This window comes from Streptomyces sp. NPDC127595 (assembly GCF_042671685.1).
Classification (GTDB): domain Bacteria; phylum Actinomycetota; class Actinomycetes; order Streptomycetales; family Streptomycetaceae; genus Streptomyces.
The window spans coordinates 870,021-886,344 of the sequence record NZ_JBHXWK010000002.1 but is presented as its reverse complement, the minus strand read 5'-3'; the positions used below and the strand labels follow the sequence as shown (position 1 = coordinate 886,344).

Here is a 16,324-nt window from a genome sequence, read left to right as displayed (position 1 = left end):
GGAGTTGTCACACGATGTGCGACAACTCCCCTGCCCTGGCTGGATACTCGGACTCCGGGACCAGCCATCCGATCTCTCTGGGCCCGGTTTCCACGACGCGCGGTCGCCCGGGGTAAGAACCGCCGAGGTACCAAGTCGAAGCGGTCAGCAGCTCATCAGTAGGAGAACTCCTGGATCTGGCCGCCGTCCGGACCATAGGTCCAAGCGGTGCGGGTGGTCGGATCGAGCTGGATCGAGGGGTCCTGCACACCGTGCAGGAGGAGCCCGCCCCGGCCTGTGACGCTCAGGCCGTTCAGGGTGCGGATGACCTTTCCTGTGGTGAGGTCGACGACCGCTACCTGGCTGGTCGCGTTGTTGTCGGAGACGACACCCTGCTGGGAGCCGAAGTACACAGTGCCCTCCGGGGCCGTGAACGACACCAGGGCGATGTGGTGGACGCCGTCCACGGCGAGCGACACGGGCGTGCCCTTGCGCAGCGCGAAGGCGTCACCGGTGGTCTGGGTGGCCTCGTCGTATGCAGTGAGGGTGGCGGTCGGCACGATCTTGGTGCTGATCGCTGTAGCGGACGCGCTGTAGAGGGTGCCCGCGCCGTCCGAGGCGATGCCGTGGCCGCAGGCCGAGACGGATCCGTCCGTGGTCACGGTTCCGGTGTCGAGGTCCACCCTGGCCGGGGCGACACCACCGAGGCAGATGATGCTCGTGGCGATCTTGCCCAGGAACACGTCCCCGGTGGACTGGTCGATGTCCAGCAGGCTGTACGTCCCGGTCGGGATCTTGCCGTTGTTGTCGGCCTGGATCAGATCACCGGTGGTGCCGGTGGCCAGGTCGATGGGGAGCACCGAGTCGGTGTTGCCCACCTTGGCGCGCAGCAGTACGGCGGCCCGGTCGCGCTGGGCGTCGACCCGTCCGGAGACCACCAGGTACTCCGCAGCCCGCATGGTCGAGCTGCCGACCAGTGTGTCGGTCGCGGTGTTCCAGGTCTCCAGCCGGACGTCGCCGCCGGCTGCGCTCACGTGCCCGAGGAGCACCCGGTTCGTTTCCGGGGCGACGCCGATCACCTGGTAGTCCGAACCGCTGCCGGAGTCCGAGGTAAGGACGGCTCCGTAGGCACCGGTCGAGGTGGAGTAGTGCCGCACCTCGGTGCCGCCGGCGGTGGTGCGCAGCGCGGCGATGGAGTCCTTGCCCGCGGCGCTGAAGCTGAGCACCGAACTGCCGTCGGGGGCGAGGCCATCGTCGACAGCCAGGTTGGAGACGGATGACGCCTGCCCGATGACGCGCTGGTGGCCGTCGAGAGCGAGCACACGCACGCTGTAGGTCGCGGAGGTGGTCAGGCCGAGCGACAGCGCGTCGAGACGGACGGTGCCGGAGGTGCCGGACAGCTCCTTGCCAGCGGTCGACGGCGTGTCCACTCCGTCGTTGTCCAGCGCCGAGCCGTTGGCGTTGCTGAAGGTGTTCAGCGAGCCGAACAGCGTCGGGGCCGGGGCGGAGAACTCGACGATCGCGGACTTGGCACCGGGGACGCCACGTACGTCGTAGCGAAGGCCGAAGTCGGGGGCGGCGCGGGTGACTTCGGCGGTGTGTCCGTACGTCGTGCCGGTCCCGGTCGCTGCGATGGTCGGGGCGTCCGGCCGGGTGGCCGCGGTGCCGCCGGCGATGCGGATCGGGGCGAACTCGCCGTACTTGGTGAGGCTGGGGTTGCCGCCGAAGCCGGAGAGGGCGATGCCGATGCCGTAGATCCCGCCGCCGCCCTTGAAGGCGTCCGCGGGGATGGTGACGGTGCCCGTGGTCGCGGTCAGGGTCTGGTGCCAGGCGGCGGAGAAGACCGGGCCGAGGACCGGGTTCCAGTGGCCGACGGTGGACACGACCAGTTCGGGGGCGGTCGCCGTGGTGACACCGGTGAGGTCGTAGGAGACGGTGACCGCCTTCCCTGCCTGGGCGGTGGCGGGGGCGAGCGGCGCGGTGGACTGGACGTAGCGACCGTCGCTCGGGCCGATGGCCAGGGTGCGGTGCACGGTGGCCTGCGTCCTGCCGCCGATCTGCACCTTGAAGGTGAGCTCGATGTCGCGGTCGGTGGTGGAGACGACCGGAAGCCCTGCCGCCGACAGCAACTGCCGGGGCGTCACCCGGATCGCCGGGGTGTCGGAGGAGAAGGTGACCGGATGGTCGCCGGCGACGGTGAGCGTGTAGCGGGGCTTGGCGCTCTGCGGCAGGCCGGTGACGTCGGCGGCGAAGGTCACCGGGCCGACCAGCCCCTCGCCGTTGCCGCCGGAGGCCATGTCACCGAGGTCGATACGGTTCTGGTCGGTGGTCTCAAGGAAGGTGCCGCCGAGCGCGCCCACGGTGACCCGGTGGGCGACGGAGAACCGTACGACCGAAGGTCCGTCGCTCTTCAGCTTGCCGCCCAGCGCCTTCTCGGTCGCGGCGGTCACGTCGATCTGCGGTCCGACGTGCAGGGTCCGGTCGATCTGCGGCGGGCTCTCGACCGCGCGGCCGGTCTTCTCCAGCAGGTCCCTCACCTGCTGGGGGCTCAGGTCGCGTCCGGCAAGCCGGCCGGCCTGGAGCACGACCGCGGCGGCCGCGGCTATCTCGGGCGCGGAGGCCGACGTACCACCGTTGAACACCGCGGTGACGGCCTGCGCGCTGCCGCCTCCCTTGTGCTGGAAGGCGATGATGTTGTCGCTGGGGGCGGACAGGTCCACCCGGCTGCCGAAGCCTGATGCGAAGGTACCGAAGCCGCTGATCCTCGTCTCCGCGAGGGTGCCGGTGGCGGCGTACGGGCTGTCGGCGTTCGCCGGTACGGCGAGTGTGTCGTCCAGCGTGGTGCCGCCCGCGGCGATGGCGCCGGTGTCGGGCACCTTGGACGGGGTGGTGGTCAGCGCGACATCGTCGATGGTGGTGGCGGAGCGGGCGTTCGGGGCCGTGTCGGTGGGGGTGCTGCCGCCGTCGGGGCCGACCGCGGCGGGGGTGTAGAGCCGGGTCCCGTCGTTCGAGGAGATCGACACCACGATGCCGTCCTTGTGGACGATCGAGGCGACCACGGACCGGACGAAGGGGTCGTCCTCCAGATATCGGCCCGGGAATCCGACCGAGTCCGTGCCGAAGCCGAGGCTCGCGGTGATGACGTCGGGGCGGGGCGACTGGTGGGCGGCGGCCAGCAGAGCGCCGGCTATCTGCTCGATCGTCGGCTCCTGGGGGACGACCAGGCGGTAGTCGGCCCCCGGGGCTATGCCGAGCAGGTCGGTGTAACCGCTGCCGAGGGCGTCCTCGCGCTGCTGGTCGTGGGGCAGCGGGGCCATGACGCCGAAGTCGAGGAGCACTTCGCCGAGCGAGGGGTCCTGGTTCTTGGTCGAGGCGGACGGGTCGAGGGTGCCGTCGCTGCCGGCCACGTAGGTGGGGATCAGCGGCATCGAGGGCAGATCGAGGTACCGCTTGCCGTCCTTCAGGACCGTGGTCGGGCCGTAGCTCTTGACGTAGTTGTCCCCGGCGTCCGCCATCGACTGGTCGGTGAGGTCGCCGATGGAGACGTTGGTGATGGTCTGGCCTGTGCCGGGCAGTTGGCCGTAGCCGTCCTGGAGGGTGGAGAAGGCGCCCATCGCGTTGACTCCCCCCGCGTTGAGGAACGCCTGGGCGGAGGAGGACACGGCGTAGTTCGACGGGAGGTCAGCGGGGTCGGCGTCGGAGGCCATCGCGGGAGCCTTCGCGGCGCCCGCGCCGGCCGAGGCGGGCAGCGGCTGCGCTCCGGCGTTCATGGTGTTCACGTAGCGGTTTGGTTCGGCGTACGCGATTCCGGACGTGCCCTGGAGGTCAGTGGCGACGGCCGTGGAGTCCTGCGCCTTGACCTTGACCACGTAGGTACGCGACAAGTCGGGCGCCTCGGCTCCCAGTTGGCCGCGCGCGGCCTCGGTCAGGGATCCGGTGTCGGCCGTGGACAGCGAGGGCAGCAGCGGCTGCAGGGAGGTGGCACCCACCGCATGCAGCTTGGTGTCCAGCGCCTTGTCGCTGGTCTGCGGCGCGCGGGCGTCCAGTTGACGCTGGGCCTTGCCGGAAAGGGCGGCCCCGGTGACGGAGGTGTCCGGGTCCAGGGTGACCAGCACCTGGCCCGGCACCACTCCCTGGCGTTGCGCGGGCGGCTCGGCGGCGCCCTTGACGGCGCCGTCCAACGGCGTCTTCCCGGTGGGCGGTTGCTCGGAACCGGAGGGTGCGGGGGAAGCGACGGGCACGGGGGACGGGGCCGCGGACGCGGTGCCGGTGACGACGGCGGTGGCCAGTGCCGCCAGGGCGAGAGCCGCGGCGGTGTGCCGTCTGTGGCGGGCATGCGCTTGGAGCACGGGCAGGCCTTTCCGGTTCAGCACGGCAGGCTGACCGGCGGGACGCACTGCCGCTTACGGGGGTAGGCGACGCGCCGCCTTCTTACTGATGGAAGATGTCAACGGAGTCGGAAGTGACGCAAGGCAATCTTGGTGGCCGAAGTACGCCGGGTGGCGGACAGTCGCCACCTGCACGGCGGAGGGTTCATGGGACTTAACGTGCTGGGACTTACGGAGGAAACAGAGCACGTCTACACGGCCCTGGTGGAGCATCCGCGCTGCACCGCCTCCGAGTTGGCGAAGAGCTGCGGACTGTCCCCGGGCGGCGCCGGCCGGCTGCTGTCGGTACTGGTCAAGGAAGGTCTCGCGACCAGGACCACCGGACGGCCGCCCCGCTTCTCCGCCACCGCCCCCGACATCGCGGTCACCGCTCTGATCGACGAGCAGCAGCACCGCCTCGACGAAGCGCGTTCACTGGTGCACCAGTTGATGGCGACCTACCGGGAGGCCGCGCGGATCGCGCATCCCGAGATGGCGGTGGAGCTGCTCACCGAGCGCGACGACATCAGTTCCGCGGTGGGCCGGCTGACGGCCGACGCCCGGCACCAACTGCGCGCGTTCGACCGGCCGCCCTATGTCGACCGGCCGGGGAGCGGCCTCGACCGGCAGATCGAGCGCCAACGGCACGGTGTGACCCACCGGGTGATCTACGACCGTGCGGCGGTGGCCTGGCCGGGCAGGATGCACAACGACATCGCGCCCAGCATCAGAGCGGGCGAAAAGGCCCGGGTACGCCCCGAGTTGCCGCTGAAGCTGGTGATCAGCGACGGCCAGGCGGCCATCATCCCTTTCAGCCTCGCGGCCGGCGGTCAGTCGGCGGCCTATCTCATCCACCAGTCCCCCATGCTCGTCGCACTGGAGTCCCTGTTCGAAGCCGAATGGGAGCGCGCGGTCGCCCTGCCGGATGCCGGAGAGCCTCCTGCCGACAACCCCACTCGGCAGCCCGGAGCCGTTCCCGTCCAGCCCGACTCGGACACCCGCTCCCTGCTGGCCCTGCTCGCCTCCGGCCTCACGGACGCGGCCATCGCCCGCTCGCAGGGCTGGAGCGAGCGGACCACCCAGCGGCGGATCCACCGGCTGATGAGCGAACTCGGCGCCTCAACACGCTTCCAGGCCAGTCTCACGGCGGCCCGCCGCGGCTGGCTGTGACCCGGCCCGGAGCGGTCCCGGCTCTCCTGAGCGCCGGCCGCCTCTAGACCTCAGTATGGATTTGCAGGAATAGGTCACTCCGATTTACCGTTGCACCTAACAACAAGTTGTATATAGCAACTACTGGGATCCGGTACGGCAGAGAGTTCCTGGCAGCTGAGAAGAGAGAAGGGCGATCCTGTATGCGCGCGGACGACGTCGTGCGGTCTCTGACCACTCCCCTGAACGCCCCTGCCTTCCCGACGGGCCCCTACCGGTTCACCAACCGCGAGTACCTCAACATCACTTACCGCACCGACCCGCAGGCACTCGCCGCCGTCGTACCGGAACCGCTGCGTGTGCCCGAGCCCCTGGTGCGCTTCGAGGTGATGCGCATGCCCGACGTGACGGGTCTCGGCGACTACACCGAGTCCGGCCAGGTCGTGGCCGTCGAGCACGAGGGCGAGCGCGGCGAGTACAGCCTGGCCATGTACGTCGACAGCTTCCCTGCCATCGCCAGCGGCCGCGAGATCAGCGCCTTCCCCAAGAAACTGGGCGCGCCACGGCTGTACGTCGACTCCGACACCCTGGTCGGCACCCTCGACTACGGAAGCCTGCGTGTCGCCACCGCCACCATGGGCTACAAGCACCGCCTTCTGGACCCCGCCGAGGCCCGCGACGAAGTCACCCTGCCTACGTTCATGCTCAAGAAGCTGCCGGGCTACGACGGAAGTCCCCGTATCTGCGAACTGGTCCGCGCCCAGATCTCCGACGTGACCATCAAGGGCGCCTGGTCAGGGCCGGCCCGCCTGCAACTGTTCGCCCACGCGCTCGCGCCGCTGTCCGACCTGCCCGTACTCGAAGTCGTCTCCGCGAGCCACATCCTCGCGGACCTCACTCTGGGCCGCGCGGCAGTCGTCCACGACTACCTCGCCTGAGCCGCGTAACCCTCCCGTTCCGGGACAGCCGCACCCGTAGGACCGCCCCTTCCTCAGAGAGGACCCGCCATGACTGAATCCACCGACGCCGCCGGAATCCGCCGCGTCACGGTAGTCGGCGGAGGCGTGATCGGCGCCTCCTGGGCCGCACTGTTTCTCGCCCACGGTCTGGAGGTCACCCTCAGCGACCCACAGCCCGGCATCGACACCCAGGTGCGGGAACTGATCGACGGCACTGTGCCCGTACTCCAGGGCCTGGGCCTGAACGCGGAGGACCTCACCAAGCGCCTCAGCTTCGAACCCGACCTGGCCGACGCCGTGCGTGAGGCCGACCTCGTACAGGAGAACGGCCCCGAACGGCTGAACGTCAAGCAGGAGATGTGGCGAACGATCGAGGAGAACGCCCCGGCCACCGCCCTGTTCGCCACCTCCACCTCCGGCATTCCGGCCACCGATATCGCCACCGTGCTGCGCCGACCGGAACGTCTGGTGGTGGGCCACCCCTTCAACCCGCCGCATCTGGTTCCGCTCGTGGAGATCGTGCCCGGTGAGCGCACCGGCGAGGAAACGGTCGAGCGGGCCCGTGCCTTCTACACGGCCCTGGGTAAAAGCCCCCAGGTGCTCCGCAAGGAGGTTCCCGGGTTCGTGGCCAACCGCCTGCAATCGGCAATCTTCCGGGAATGTGTTCAGCTGGTCGCCGACGGAGTCGTCACCGAACAGGAACTGGACGCCATCGTCACCTCCTCCATCGGTCTGCGCTGGGCGGTCGCGGGCCCGTTCCAGACCTTCCATCTCGGCGGCGGGCAGGGCGGCCTGGAGCATTTCGTCACGCACCTGGGCCCCGGGATGGAGAAGCGCTGGGACCAGATGGCCCGTGAGCACGTCGCCTTCGACGACGCCACCGTGGCAACCCTGAGCGAGCAGGCGCGGAACTTCGGCGCCGGGATCGACGAGCTGGCCGCCGAACGCGACCGCAAGCAGGTCCTGCTGATGCGGGCCCTCGCCGAGACGCCCGACGCGCGCCAGGCGTAGGACGCGATCGAGCACAGCCCAAGCGCACCAGCCGTAGGCCTGCGATCGAGAGCAGCCCGAGACGCGCCAGGCGCACCCCCGCGCAGCTTGGCCTCCCCCGATTCCCTTTGTGGAAAGCCCCCCACCATGAACTCGCTCACCGAAAAGATCTCCCAGGCCGTAGCCCATCCCCTCACGGCCGACGACGACTTCGACATCCACCACGCCCTGCACGACGTCCTGGCCGACATCGGGATGCGGCCCGGGGACAGCGGCGGCGCGATCACCTTCCTGGGAGCCGACCCGATCGTCCCCTCCACCCTCCGTCTGGGAGCGGTCCCCGCGCTGGGCATGACCGCCAAGTCCGTGGCCCTCGCGTCGATGTGGCGGCACCGCGGGGGCGAAGGGCAGGACATCACCATGGACCTGCGGAAGGCCCCGCATCGCCTGTGCCCCTTCTACGACAAGAAGTGGGAGAAGCTCAACGGATTCAGTCCCGGCCGGCCGCATGACCCCGACAACCCGTTCAGCCTGCGGTTCTACGAGACCCGCGACGAGCGCTGGGTCATGCCGCTGAACCTGTATCCGAAGATCAAGGACGCCACGCTCCGGCTGCTGGGGACCTACCCGGACGAGGCCGCCGTCGCGGAGGCCATCCGTACGTGGGACGCGGCCGAGCTGGAACAGGCCGGCGCGGATGCCGGTGTCGTGATGCCGATGCTGCGTACGACCGAGGAGTTCCTCGCCGAACCGCAGTACCGGGATCACCTCGCCCACGAGCCGCTGATCAAGATCGAGAAGATCGGCGACAGCGAGCCCGAACCCCTGCCGGCGGGAGTTTCCCAGCCCCTGGACGGTCTGCGTGCGCTGGGAATGGGGCACGTCATCGCGGGTGCGGGCATCGGCCGTGACCTCGCCCAGCACGGCGCGGACGTGCTGAACCTGTGGCGTCCCACCGAGTGGGAGAACGACGTCACCTACTACACCGCGAACGTCGGGGCACGGTCGGCCACTGTCGACCCGTACTCCCCCGAAGGCCAGAGCCGCATCCGCGATCTCCTGCGTGACGCCGACATCTTCTACGCCAACCGCCGCCCCGGCTTCCTGGAGAAGATCGGTCTGTCTCCCGAGGAAGCCGCGGCGGTGCGTCCCGGCCTCATCTACGCGACCGTCAGCCTGCACGGTGACAGCGGACCCTGGGCCGACCGCGTGGGCTTCGACCAGACCGCCGGCTGCGTCAGCGGAGTCATGCTCCGGGAGGGGACCGACGGCCGCCCGGCGCTGCCGCCCATCGGCGTTGTCAACGACTATGTGCTGTCCTGGCTGGCCACCACCGGAATCATCCGCGCCCTCATCCTCCGGACCATCCAGGGCGGCAGCTACCGGGTCAGCCTCAGTCTCAGCAGGGTGTCCGCCTGGATCCTCAGCCTCGGTATCTTCGACCGTGCCTACGCCCACGAAATCGCCGGAACCGGCGGCCCCGACTCGCCCCACGCCTACCTCACCCCCGACCAGTTCACCGCCCAGACCCCCTGCGGCCACTACACGGGGGTGACCGACCAGGTCGTCATGTCCGCCACCCCGGGCCGCTTCCGGACGGTGCTCGTCCCCCGGGGCAGCGGCGCCCCCGTCTGGCTGCCGCAGTCCTGACCAGGTCACCAACTCCGCGCATCGACAACACCGCTTGTACCGCACAACAACATGGGAAGGCCCTTTTGTGATCAGCATCCCCGCGCACAAGCTCAACGACGGTTCGAAGATCCCCGCTCTCGGGCTGGGCACCTATCCGATGGACGACGCTCAGGCGGAGCAAGCGGTCGCCGAGGCGCTGGACATCGGCTACCGCCTCATCGACACGGCCACCAACTACCGCAACGAGACCGGCACCGGGCGCGGCGTCGCCCGCAGCGACATCCCTCGCGAGGAGATCGTCGTCACGACGAAGCTGCCGGGCCGGCATCACGGTTACGAGGAGACCCTCGCGTCCTTCGAGGAGTCCCGCAGCCGTCTGGGCCTGGCGTACGTGGACCTCTATCTGATCCACTGGCCGCTCCCCCGCGTCGGCAAGTACGTGGAGTCCTGGAAGGCGATGGTCAAACTCCGTGCGGAGGGCCTCGTCCGCTCGATCGGCGTCTCGAACTTCACCCCGGAGCACATCACGCGGCTGGAGGAGGAGACCGGTGTCCTGCCCTCCGTGAACCAGGTCGAGCTGCATCCCTTCTTCCCGCAGGAGGAGTTGCGGGCCTTTCACGCAGACAAGGGCATCCTCACGGAGAGCTGGACCCCCTTGGGCCACGGCACCGACCTGCTGGAGACCCCCGTCGTCGTGCAGGTCGCCGAGGCCCATGGCGTGACACCGGGACAGGTCGTGCTGCGGTGGCACACGCAACTGGGCGCGGTCCCCATTCCCAAGTCCGCGGACCCCGGCCGCCAACGCGAGAACCTCGACATCTTCGGCTTCGAGCTGACGCCTGCCGAGATGGCGGCGGTCACCGGCCTGCCCTCGCGGCGCATCGGCGGAGACCCCGAGGTGCATGAGGAGTTCTGATCCCGGGCGCTCCGGGAGCTGAACCGCTACCCCGTGACCTGGCGGATGTGCGGCACCTCACGGGTCAGCCGCAGCACGCCCCACAGAATCGCCGCGGTCCCGATCGCCTCGGGGATCAGCCACCATCCGGTACGGACCGTCTCTCCGAACAGGGTGACGCCCAGCATCAGGCTGACCATCGCGTCACCGATGGTCAGGGCGGGCTGCGAGGCCGCCAGGGCGCCGGCCTGCAGCGCGTTCTCCAGCAGCAGGATCGCGCTCACTCCGGTCAGCGCGAACCCGTACGTCTGCCAGGTACTGAGGAAGGCGGTGAAGCCGTCGTCGGCGAGGGTGCCCGTGGCCGACTTCAGCAGCGCGGCGGTCAGGGCGTTGCCGACGGCGGACGCCGATCCCAGCACCGCGGCCCGGAACAGCGGCGGGTGTCCCGGACGGGCCACAGCGACCAGTCCGCCCATCGCCCCCAGGCACAGCACCAGCACCGGGATCCACCTCACCATGGGGGCCTGGTCGCCTGCCCCGGAGGGAGCGGCCGAGCCGAGGACCAGGGCGAGGCCGGCGACCACACCGGCGACGGCCCACCAGCCCGCTCGCGGCAGACGTCTGTGCAGCAGCGGAATGGCGATCAGCAGGGCCAGCGGCAGCTCCAGGATGAACAAGGGCTGCACCAGCGCCAGTGGCCCGTTCACCAGAGCCAGGGCCTGGAAGACCGCGGCCGCGACAACCCCGGCGATCCCGATCAGCCACGCCGGACGCCGGGCCAGGTCGAGGATCAGGCGCAGTCCACCGCCCTGCGCGACGGTGGACGCCGCCTTCCGCTGAAAGGCGGTACCGGCCGCGTTACTGGCGGCCCCCAGGACAGCGAACAGCACAGCCAGCACGATCACTCTTCCACCATGCCCGCCGAAGGGACATCGGGCCTATCGGGACGCGCCGACCGGCGCTGCCCAACCAGGGCAGGGAGATCACGAGGAAACGGTCACGACGTGTAGTGGAAGCGCACCCTGCTCCCGAGCCACACGGTCCGTGTCGTCTCCAGCAGTCGCCCGCCTTCGAGACGGGCCACCGACCACACCACGAACAGCGGCGCGTCGAGGGTCGTGTTCAGCAGGCGGGCCTCTTGGGAATTGGCCGCGCCGACCTCGAGAAAGTGGTTCGCGTCGAAGGGGACGAGGTCGAAGACCTCGCGAAGGGTCCGGGACAGTGAGCCATCGATGAGCAGCCGGTCGGACAGTCCGGGCGCCACGGGCTCGGGGACCCACGAGTCCGTCAGCCCGATGGCACGGTCGTTGACCACGTGAAGCCGCTTGAGGTGAAGCCGCTTGGCGGAGGCTTCCTCCGGGGTGATGAGCTTGATCAGCTCGTGGGGCTCGGGTTCGGCGGGCTCGTCGCGCAGTTGGAGGGACTTCGCGGTCTGGCCCGCGGCATGGAAGCGGTCCCGCCACGGTGTGGTGAGCGCGAAGTCGTGTTGCACCGGTTCCGGGATGTCGGCGACGAAGGTCCCGGCGCCCTGCCTGCGCTCGACGTAGCCGTCCGCGGCCAGGGCACCGAGCGCCTGCCGGATGGTGATACGGCTGACGCCGTAGAGTTCGGAGAGTTCGCGCTCGGTCGGCAGCCGGTAGCCCGTCTGGAGTTCCTGGTCGATCTGCCGGCGCAGATCACGCTGCACCTGAGCCCAGGCGGGCATGGGCGACCTGCGATCCACCGGGTGCACGGACATGCGCCCCCGGTCGGTCGTCGCACCATCGACGACGGACACGTACGGACTCCCCTCGGCCTTCGCGCGCCGCAGTCCACGACGCACAATTGGTCTCAATATTAGCACCTATCGGGCGGGGCTCGTGGAAACGGCGGGTCGCGCGAAGGCGTGCGGCGCGGGCGTCAGGCGTCGAGTTTGATGTGCTTCGCGTCCAGGTTCACTGCTCCCCCGCGGAAGGGCGGCCGACCCCATCGAAGAGCCGCGCCGTGGGCGAACCAGGCCCCGGCCACCGCCGTGGTGATGTCACGCAGAACGGCCTCGTCCGGCACATCGGCGTCCGTCAGCTCGCCTGCGTGGACCTGAACGACGGTCTGGCCGGTGGTACGCAGGGCCTCGGCCAGGCGGTCGAATCGCGCTCGTCCGTGGCGGCCCATCAGTTGCAGCGTGAGGTGCCGCTCGGGGCCGATGAAGTAGTCGACGTGGCCGCTCTCCTCCAGGGGCACACTGCGCACCGCGAGTCCGCAGGCCTCGATCAGCTTCAGGACCCAGAAGTCGGCTCCGCTGCAGAGCTCCGGAAGCGACAGGACCGACATGGCGGCCGGTACGGACTCGGGCAGCGCGTCCACCTGTGCCTCGACCGCCACGCGGACGCCGTCCAGGCTGTCCGCAAGGGCCCTGTTGAAGAGCGAGGTGTCGACTCCGCAGACGGCGGCCACCCCTTGGGCGAGCATGACGTGTCCGGCGCAGGGGACGACCTCCTCCACGCGCAGGGAGGGCACCAACTGGACCTCGTCGGCACTGTCCGCCAGCGGTGAGGACGCCTGCGAGGTGATGGCGACGGTCTTCAGCCCGGCGGTCCGGGCCATGCGCAGGGCCCGGACGGTGGCGCCGGAGGTTCCGGAGTGCGAGATGCCCACCAGGGTGTCGCAGGCGGCGGGCAGCGTCTCGCTCCAGGTGACATCGCCCGCCGACAGGGCGCGGTGGCCGAAACCGGTGGCGACCAGGCCGGAGGCAAGGGAGTCCCCCGAGCCGACGAAGACCGCGCGCCCCAGGTCGGGGACGCTGCCGAGGGTTACCGGGGGCACGTCCAGCAGAGCGGCGCGCAGCACGGCGCTCACGGTGACGGGTGCGGGTGTGGCGGACATGGTTCTAGTGCTCCTTGCGGGTGGTGATACCGGGGAAGGGCCGTGCGATGGGGGTCGCCGCGGCGAGGGCCTCGTGGCCCCAGCCCGCGAGGGCGGTGCGGGCGATGCTGGTGCCGAACAGGGCGGCTTCGACGGGGTCGGCACCCGCCGCGAGAGCGGCCACGACGGCGCCCGCGCAGGCGTCACCGGCGCCGGTGGTCTCCACGACGGTGACCGCGTGGTCGCGTACGGACCAGATGCCGTCGGCGGTGACGACGTAACTGCCCTCGGCGTCGAGGCGGGCGACCACCGGCAGGCCCAACTCGGCCGCCAGTGACCTGGCGGCACGGCGTGGATCGCAGTCCAGCAGGCTCAACTGGACGCGGCTGGGCAGCAGTACGGTCGTCGCCGAGACCATCCGGCGCAGGTGGTCCAGGCCCTGTTCGGCGACCAGGGCCTGGTGCGGGTCGAGGCCGACTCGGGTCTTGGGGTCCGCCTCGGGACGCTCGGTGGGGGACGAGGCGACGAGTCCGTCGAGGCCGTCCCGGAAGCCGGTTGCCGGCGCGGCAAGCGAGTCCTGCGCCTCCGGTCCGACCGGATCGGGTCCTTCGAGTTCGGTACGCGCCGCCGTGTCCTGAGTGACGATGCGCCGTCCGCGGGCGGAGTTCAGGATCCACAGCCTCGGCACGGTCGGCACCTGGTGGCAGTACAGCCGGTCGACACCCAGGTCATCGAAGAGCCGCGCGAACTCGGGCGCGTCCTCCGGCAACGGACAGCTCACGCGGACATCGGTGCCGGAGACAAGCCGGGCGCCGAGTGCGGCGAACAGGGCGGGCCCGCCGGGGCACGAGAAACGTGCCCCGGCGGGTTCGGTGACCAGATGATCGACCGACAGGCCCCCGTGGATGCCGACCAGCGTCACTGCGAGAACCGGGAGAAGGCGTACTGGACGGTGCGGTCGCGCGGCCCGTCCAGCTCCAGGAGGTAGATGCCCTGGCTGTGTCCGATCCCCAACTCGCCGTCGACGACCGGCAAAGTCAGCGACTGGGCGCCGAAGACGCACCGCACGTGCGCGGCCGCGTCCTGGGGTCCGTCGTGCAGGTGGACGAAGGGGCGGTCCACGGGGATCTGCCCCTCGATGTACAGCCGGATGTCGTGCAGCGTGGTGCCGTCGACACCGGAGTTGAGGATCAGCGTGCAGGTGGTGTGCGGGATGTAGACGGTGAGCGTCCCGTCGCCCAGCTGCGGCGGGACGGCGTCCCTGAGCCGCGGAGTGAGATCGGTGTAGCCGACGGGTGCGGCGTACCCGTCGGCGGGCTTGGTGTTCACGCTGAAGCGCTGCCACTTGCCGATCGTGGGGGGAGTGCTCATCGATGTGCCTTTCGTGTTCGTTTCATTGGTCCTTCACCGCGCTGTACCGACTAGGGCGCGGCAAGCCGTGAGATGCGTACGCCGTCGGCCGCGACGGCGCCGCGCTCCACGAGGAATCCGGCGCCGCCGCCGAGGGTGTCGGCGGCGGTACCGGTGAGCAGGGAGCTGCCGTCGACGAACAGCTCGAGGTCCCTGCCACGACAGCGCAGTTCCACCCCGTAGGGGCGGTCGCGGTCGTACGGGAACGGGGTCTCGGCCAGGACGCGGCGTTCGCCGTCGCGCTGATGCAGCAGGCGCAGCCGGTCCCCGCCGGTGAAGACCCCGGCGTGGAAACGTCGGTGGCCCCTGCTTCGGACCACCAGCCCTGCGCTCTCGTGCAGGGAGAAGGTGAGCCGGCTGGTGACGGCGTAGTCGGTCCAGTCCCGGGTGCCGGTGGTGACGACGCCGAGGGTGTCCGGGTGGGAGACGGAGTAGGTGACCGCGAAGTCGGCCTCGAAGTTCTTCGCCGAGCTCACCCAGGGCGCGAGTGCCTGGGGCTTGGTGTCCCAGATCGAGGAGAGCAGGACGCCGCTCTGCTCGAAGTACTCCGGTGCGCCGCGCCAGTCGAGTTCGTGCAGGAACGCCTCCGTCCCGGTGCCGGTGAAGGCGAACCCGACCCGGAAGGGGACCAGTCCGTCGGCGGGAGGGACCTGCCAGGTCACCGTACGAGGGCCGGGACCCAGCGGATGTGCCGCGCCGAGGACGGTCCTGACCTGGTCACCGTCGGCGTACAGGCAGTAAGGGCGGACATTCGTGCCGTCGCGCGCGGCGGACAGGCGGGCGGTCAGCGTCTGGCCGGGGTAGAGCGTGGGGCTGGCGAGCGTGGAGAAGTTGCCGCTGGTCTCGGCGGGGTCGAGGAATGTCGGGGTGGACACATGTCGTGTCACCGCCTCGGAGGAACCGTCGAGCTCGACGCGCAGACCGTTTTCTGTCCCCAGGACCTCGCCGCCCGGGTGGTAGGGGCAGGCGGTGAAGCCCTGGACCGAACCGCGGTAGGCGAAGGTGAACCGGGCCCGGGGCGGCGGGAGTTCGCCCCCGGCGAGGGAGGCGGCGGAGGCCAGGATCCGGTCGGCCTCGCGGGTGGCGTCGCTGACGCACTCCCCTCCGTCGGAGGTGACGACCAGGAGCCGGTCGGCCGCGGGAGTCCTGAGATCGGGGCCCTCGCTCAGCGCGTCGAGACCGAGGCGCACGCCGTTGAGGCAGCCGACGGTTCCGGCGTTGCTGTCGGTGTCGAAGCCGACGGACGAGGCGATCATCACCGAGGTGGGGAAACTGTCGCCGGCGCCGAGGAGCGCGCCGAGCGACATCGCCAGGTTGGACAGGGCGTGGCAGGGGCCGGGGTAGCGGGCGTATCCGTAGTGCCGGTCCACCCAGTCGCGGATGTCGCGCCAGTCGTGTGCGGCGGAGCAGTTGGCGCGGACGTCGTCCAGCAGGCGGCGTACCGCCGGGGAATGTACGTAGGCGGTTCCGGCGTCGAGGAGTCGGTCGAGGTCGGGCTCGTCGAAGGCCAGCGCGCGCATCGCGGCGAGCAGTCCGGCCGACTCCAGCGCGTCGCCGTCGTGACTGACCGAGGCGGCGGTCCTGGTCAGGGCGACGGCGCGGTCGGGGTCGCCGGGGTGCATCAGGCCGAAGGCGTCGCTGAAGATCTGGGCGCCGATCTGCTCGGCGAGGGTGCGGCCGTTGACGGCGATGGATCCGCTGCGCGGGGCCGGTATCCCGCGGCGCAGGTTGAGGTAGGCGGTGTGCTCGGTGGACCGGCCCATGCCTCCCCACCACAGGATGGTGCGGTCCTCGATGACGTAGTTGAGCCAGGTGTCGCCGACGTCGGCCGCCTCGACCGTGCGGCCCGGGTTGTCGAGGATGACGCGGGCGAAGGCGAGGGTGCCGGAGATGTCGTCGTCGGCGACGATCAGCGGGACACCCAGGTCGCCGTTGACGTACCGGCCGACCTCTCCGAACCGGTCGGTGATGTCCTGGTAGGGCCAGCCTTCGACGGGGCGGCCCAGATAGACGCCGATGATCTTGCCGAGGACTCCGGCGTAGACCTGCTCGGCGTACCGCGGGCGCTCAACAGGGGCCTGTCGTACGGAATGTGTCGTCAT

The 16,324-nt window shown here is 70.2% G+C and carries 12 protein-coding genes; 5 read left to right on the top strand and 7 right to left on the bottom strand.

Annotation, left to right across the window (positions count from 1 at the left end; translation table 11 throughout):
* Positions 1 to 155 precede the first annotated feature (155 nt).
* On the bottom strand, positions 156 to 4,328 hold the full coding sequence (locus ACFVKT_RS10505; RefSeq protein WP_385729681.1) for a hypothetical protein: 4,173 nt from the start codon (positions 4,326 to 4,328) through the stop codon (positions 156 to 158).
* A 186-nt stretch (positions 4,329 to 4,514) separates the two neighbouring features.
* Between ACFVKT_RS10505 and ACFVKT_RS10500 the strand changes: the two genes are divergently transcribed.
* The 5 genes from ACFVKT_RS10500 to ACFVKT_RS10480 all read left to right on the top strand — a co-directional run bounded on the left by ACFVKT_RS10500 (position 4,515) and on the right by ACFVKT_RS10480 (position 9,992).
* Positions 4,515 to 5,516, top strand: coding sequence for a helix-turn-helix domain-containing protein (locus ACFVKT_RS10500; RefSeq protein WP_385729679.1), 1,002 nt, complete (start codon positions 4,515 to 4,517; stop codon positions 5,514 to 5,516).
* A 182-nt stretch (positions 5,517 to 5,698) separates the two neighbouring features.
* The gene (locus ACFVKT_RS10495) at positions 5,699 to 6,433 is read left to right on the top strand and encodes an acetoacetate decarboxylase (RefSeq protein WP_385729678.1); all 735 of its coding nucleotides are present in this window, start codon (positions 5,699 to 5,701) and stop codon (positions 6,431 to 6,433) included.
* Between the two features lie 69 nt (positions 6,434 to 6,502).
* Positions 6,503 to 7,465 (top strand): 3-hydroxyacyl-CoA dehydrogenase NAD-binding domain-containing protein, encoded by a 963-nt coding sequence (locus ACFVKT_RS10490; protein ID WP_385729676.1) that lies wholly within the window; start codon positions 6,503 to 6,505, stop codon positions 7,463 to 7,465.
* A 126-nt stretch (positions 7,466 to 7,591) separates the two neighbouring features.
* The gene (locus tag ACFVKT_RS10485; RefSeq protein WP_385729673.1) at positions 7,592 to 9,094 is read left to right on the top strand and encodes a CoA transferase; all 1,503 of its coding nucleotides are present in this window, start codon (positions 7,592 to 7,594) and stop codon (positions 9,092 to 9,094) included.
* A 67-nt stretch (positions 9,095 to 9,161) separates the two neighbouring features.
* A complete protein-coding gene (locus tag ACFVKT_RS10480) occupies positions 9,162 to 9,992 on the top strand; it encodes an aldo/keto reductase (protein WP_385729671.1) in 831 nt (276 codons plus the stop codon).
* Between the two features lie 26 nt (positions 9,993 to 10,018).
* On the opposite strand, the gene ACFVKT_RS10475 is transcribed toward ACFVKT_RS10480, so the two are convergent.
* From ACFVKT_RS10475 to ACFVKT_RS10450, 6 genes are all read right to left on the bottom strand, one after another.
* The gene (locus tag ACFVKT_RS10475) at positions 10,019 to 10,876 is read right to left on the bottom strand and encodes a DMT family transporter (RefSeq protein WP_385729669.1); all 858 of its coding nucleotides are present in this window, start codon (positions 10,874 to 10,876) and stop codon (positions 10,019 to 10,021) included.
* A 92-nt stretch (positions 10,877 to 10,968) separates the two neighbouring features.
* Positions 10,969 to 11,748: a GntR family transcriptional regulator gene (locus ACFVKT_RS10470; RefSeq protein WP_385729667.1), complete on the bottom strand. Its 780-nt coding sequence runs from the start codon at positions 11,746 to 11,748 to the stop codon at positions 10,969 to 10,971.
* A gap of 122 nt (positions 11,749 to 11,870) precedes the next feature.
* Complete coding sequence (locus ACFVKT_RS10465; RefSeq protein WP_385729665.1) at positions 11,871 to 12,833, bottom strand: SIS domain-containing protein; 963 nt, start codon at positions 12,831 to 12,833, stop codon at positions 11,871 to 11,873.
* Positions 12,834 to 12,837: 4 nt separating this feature from the next.
* Positions 12,838 to 13,734, bottom strand: coding sequence for a PfkB family carbohydrate kinase (locus ACFVKT_RS10460; RefSeq protein ID WP_385729663.1), 897 nt, complete (start codon positions 13,732 to 13,734; stop codon positions 12,838 to 12,840).
* Entirely contained in the window at positions 13,731 to 14,183 is a 453-nt protein-coding gene (locus ACFVKT_RS10455) for a secondary thiamine-phosphate synthase enzyme YjbQ (RefSeq protein WP_385729661.1), read from the bottom strand. The genes ACFVKT_RS10460 and ACFVKT_RS10455 overlap by 4 nt, the downstream gene beginning before the upstream one ends.
* Positions 14,184 to 14,233: 50 nt before the next feature.
* Complete coding sequence (locus tag ACFVKT_RS10450; RefSeq protein WP_385729658.1) at positions 14,234 to 16,324, bottom strand: ADP-ribosylglycohydrolase family protein; 2,091 nt, start codon at positions 16,322 to 16,324, stop codon at positions 14,234 to 14,236.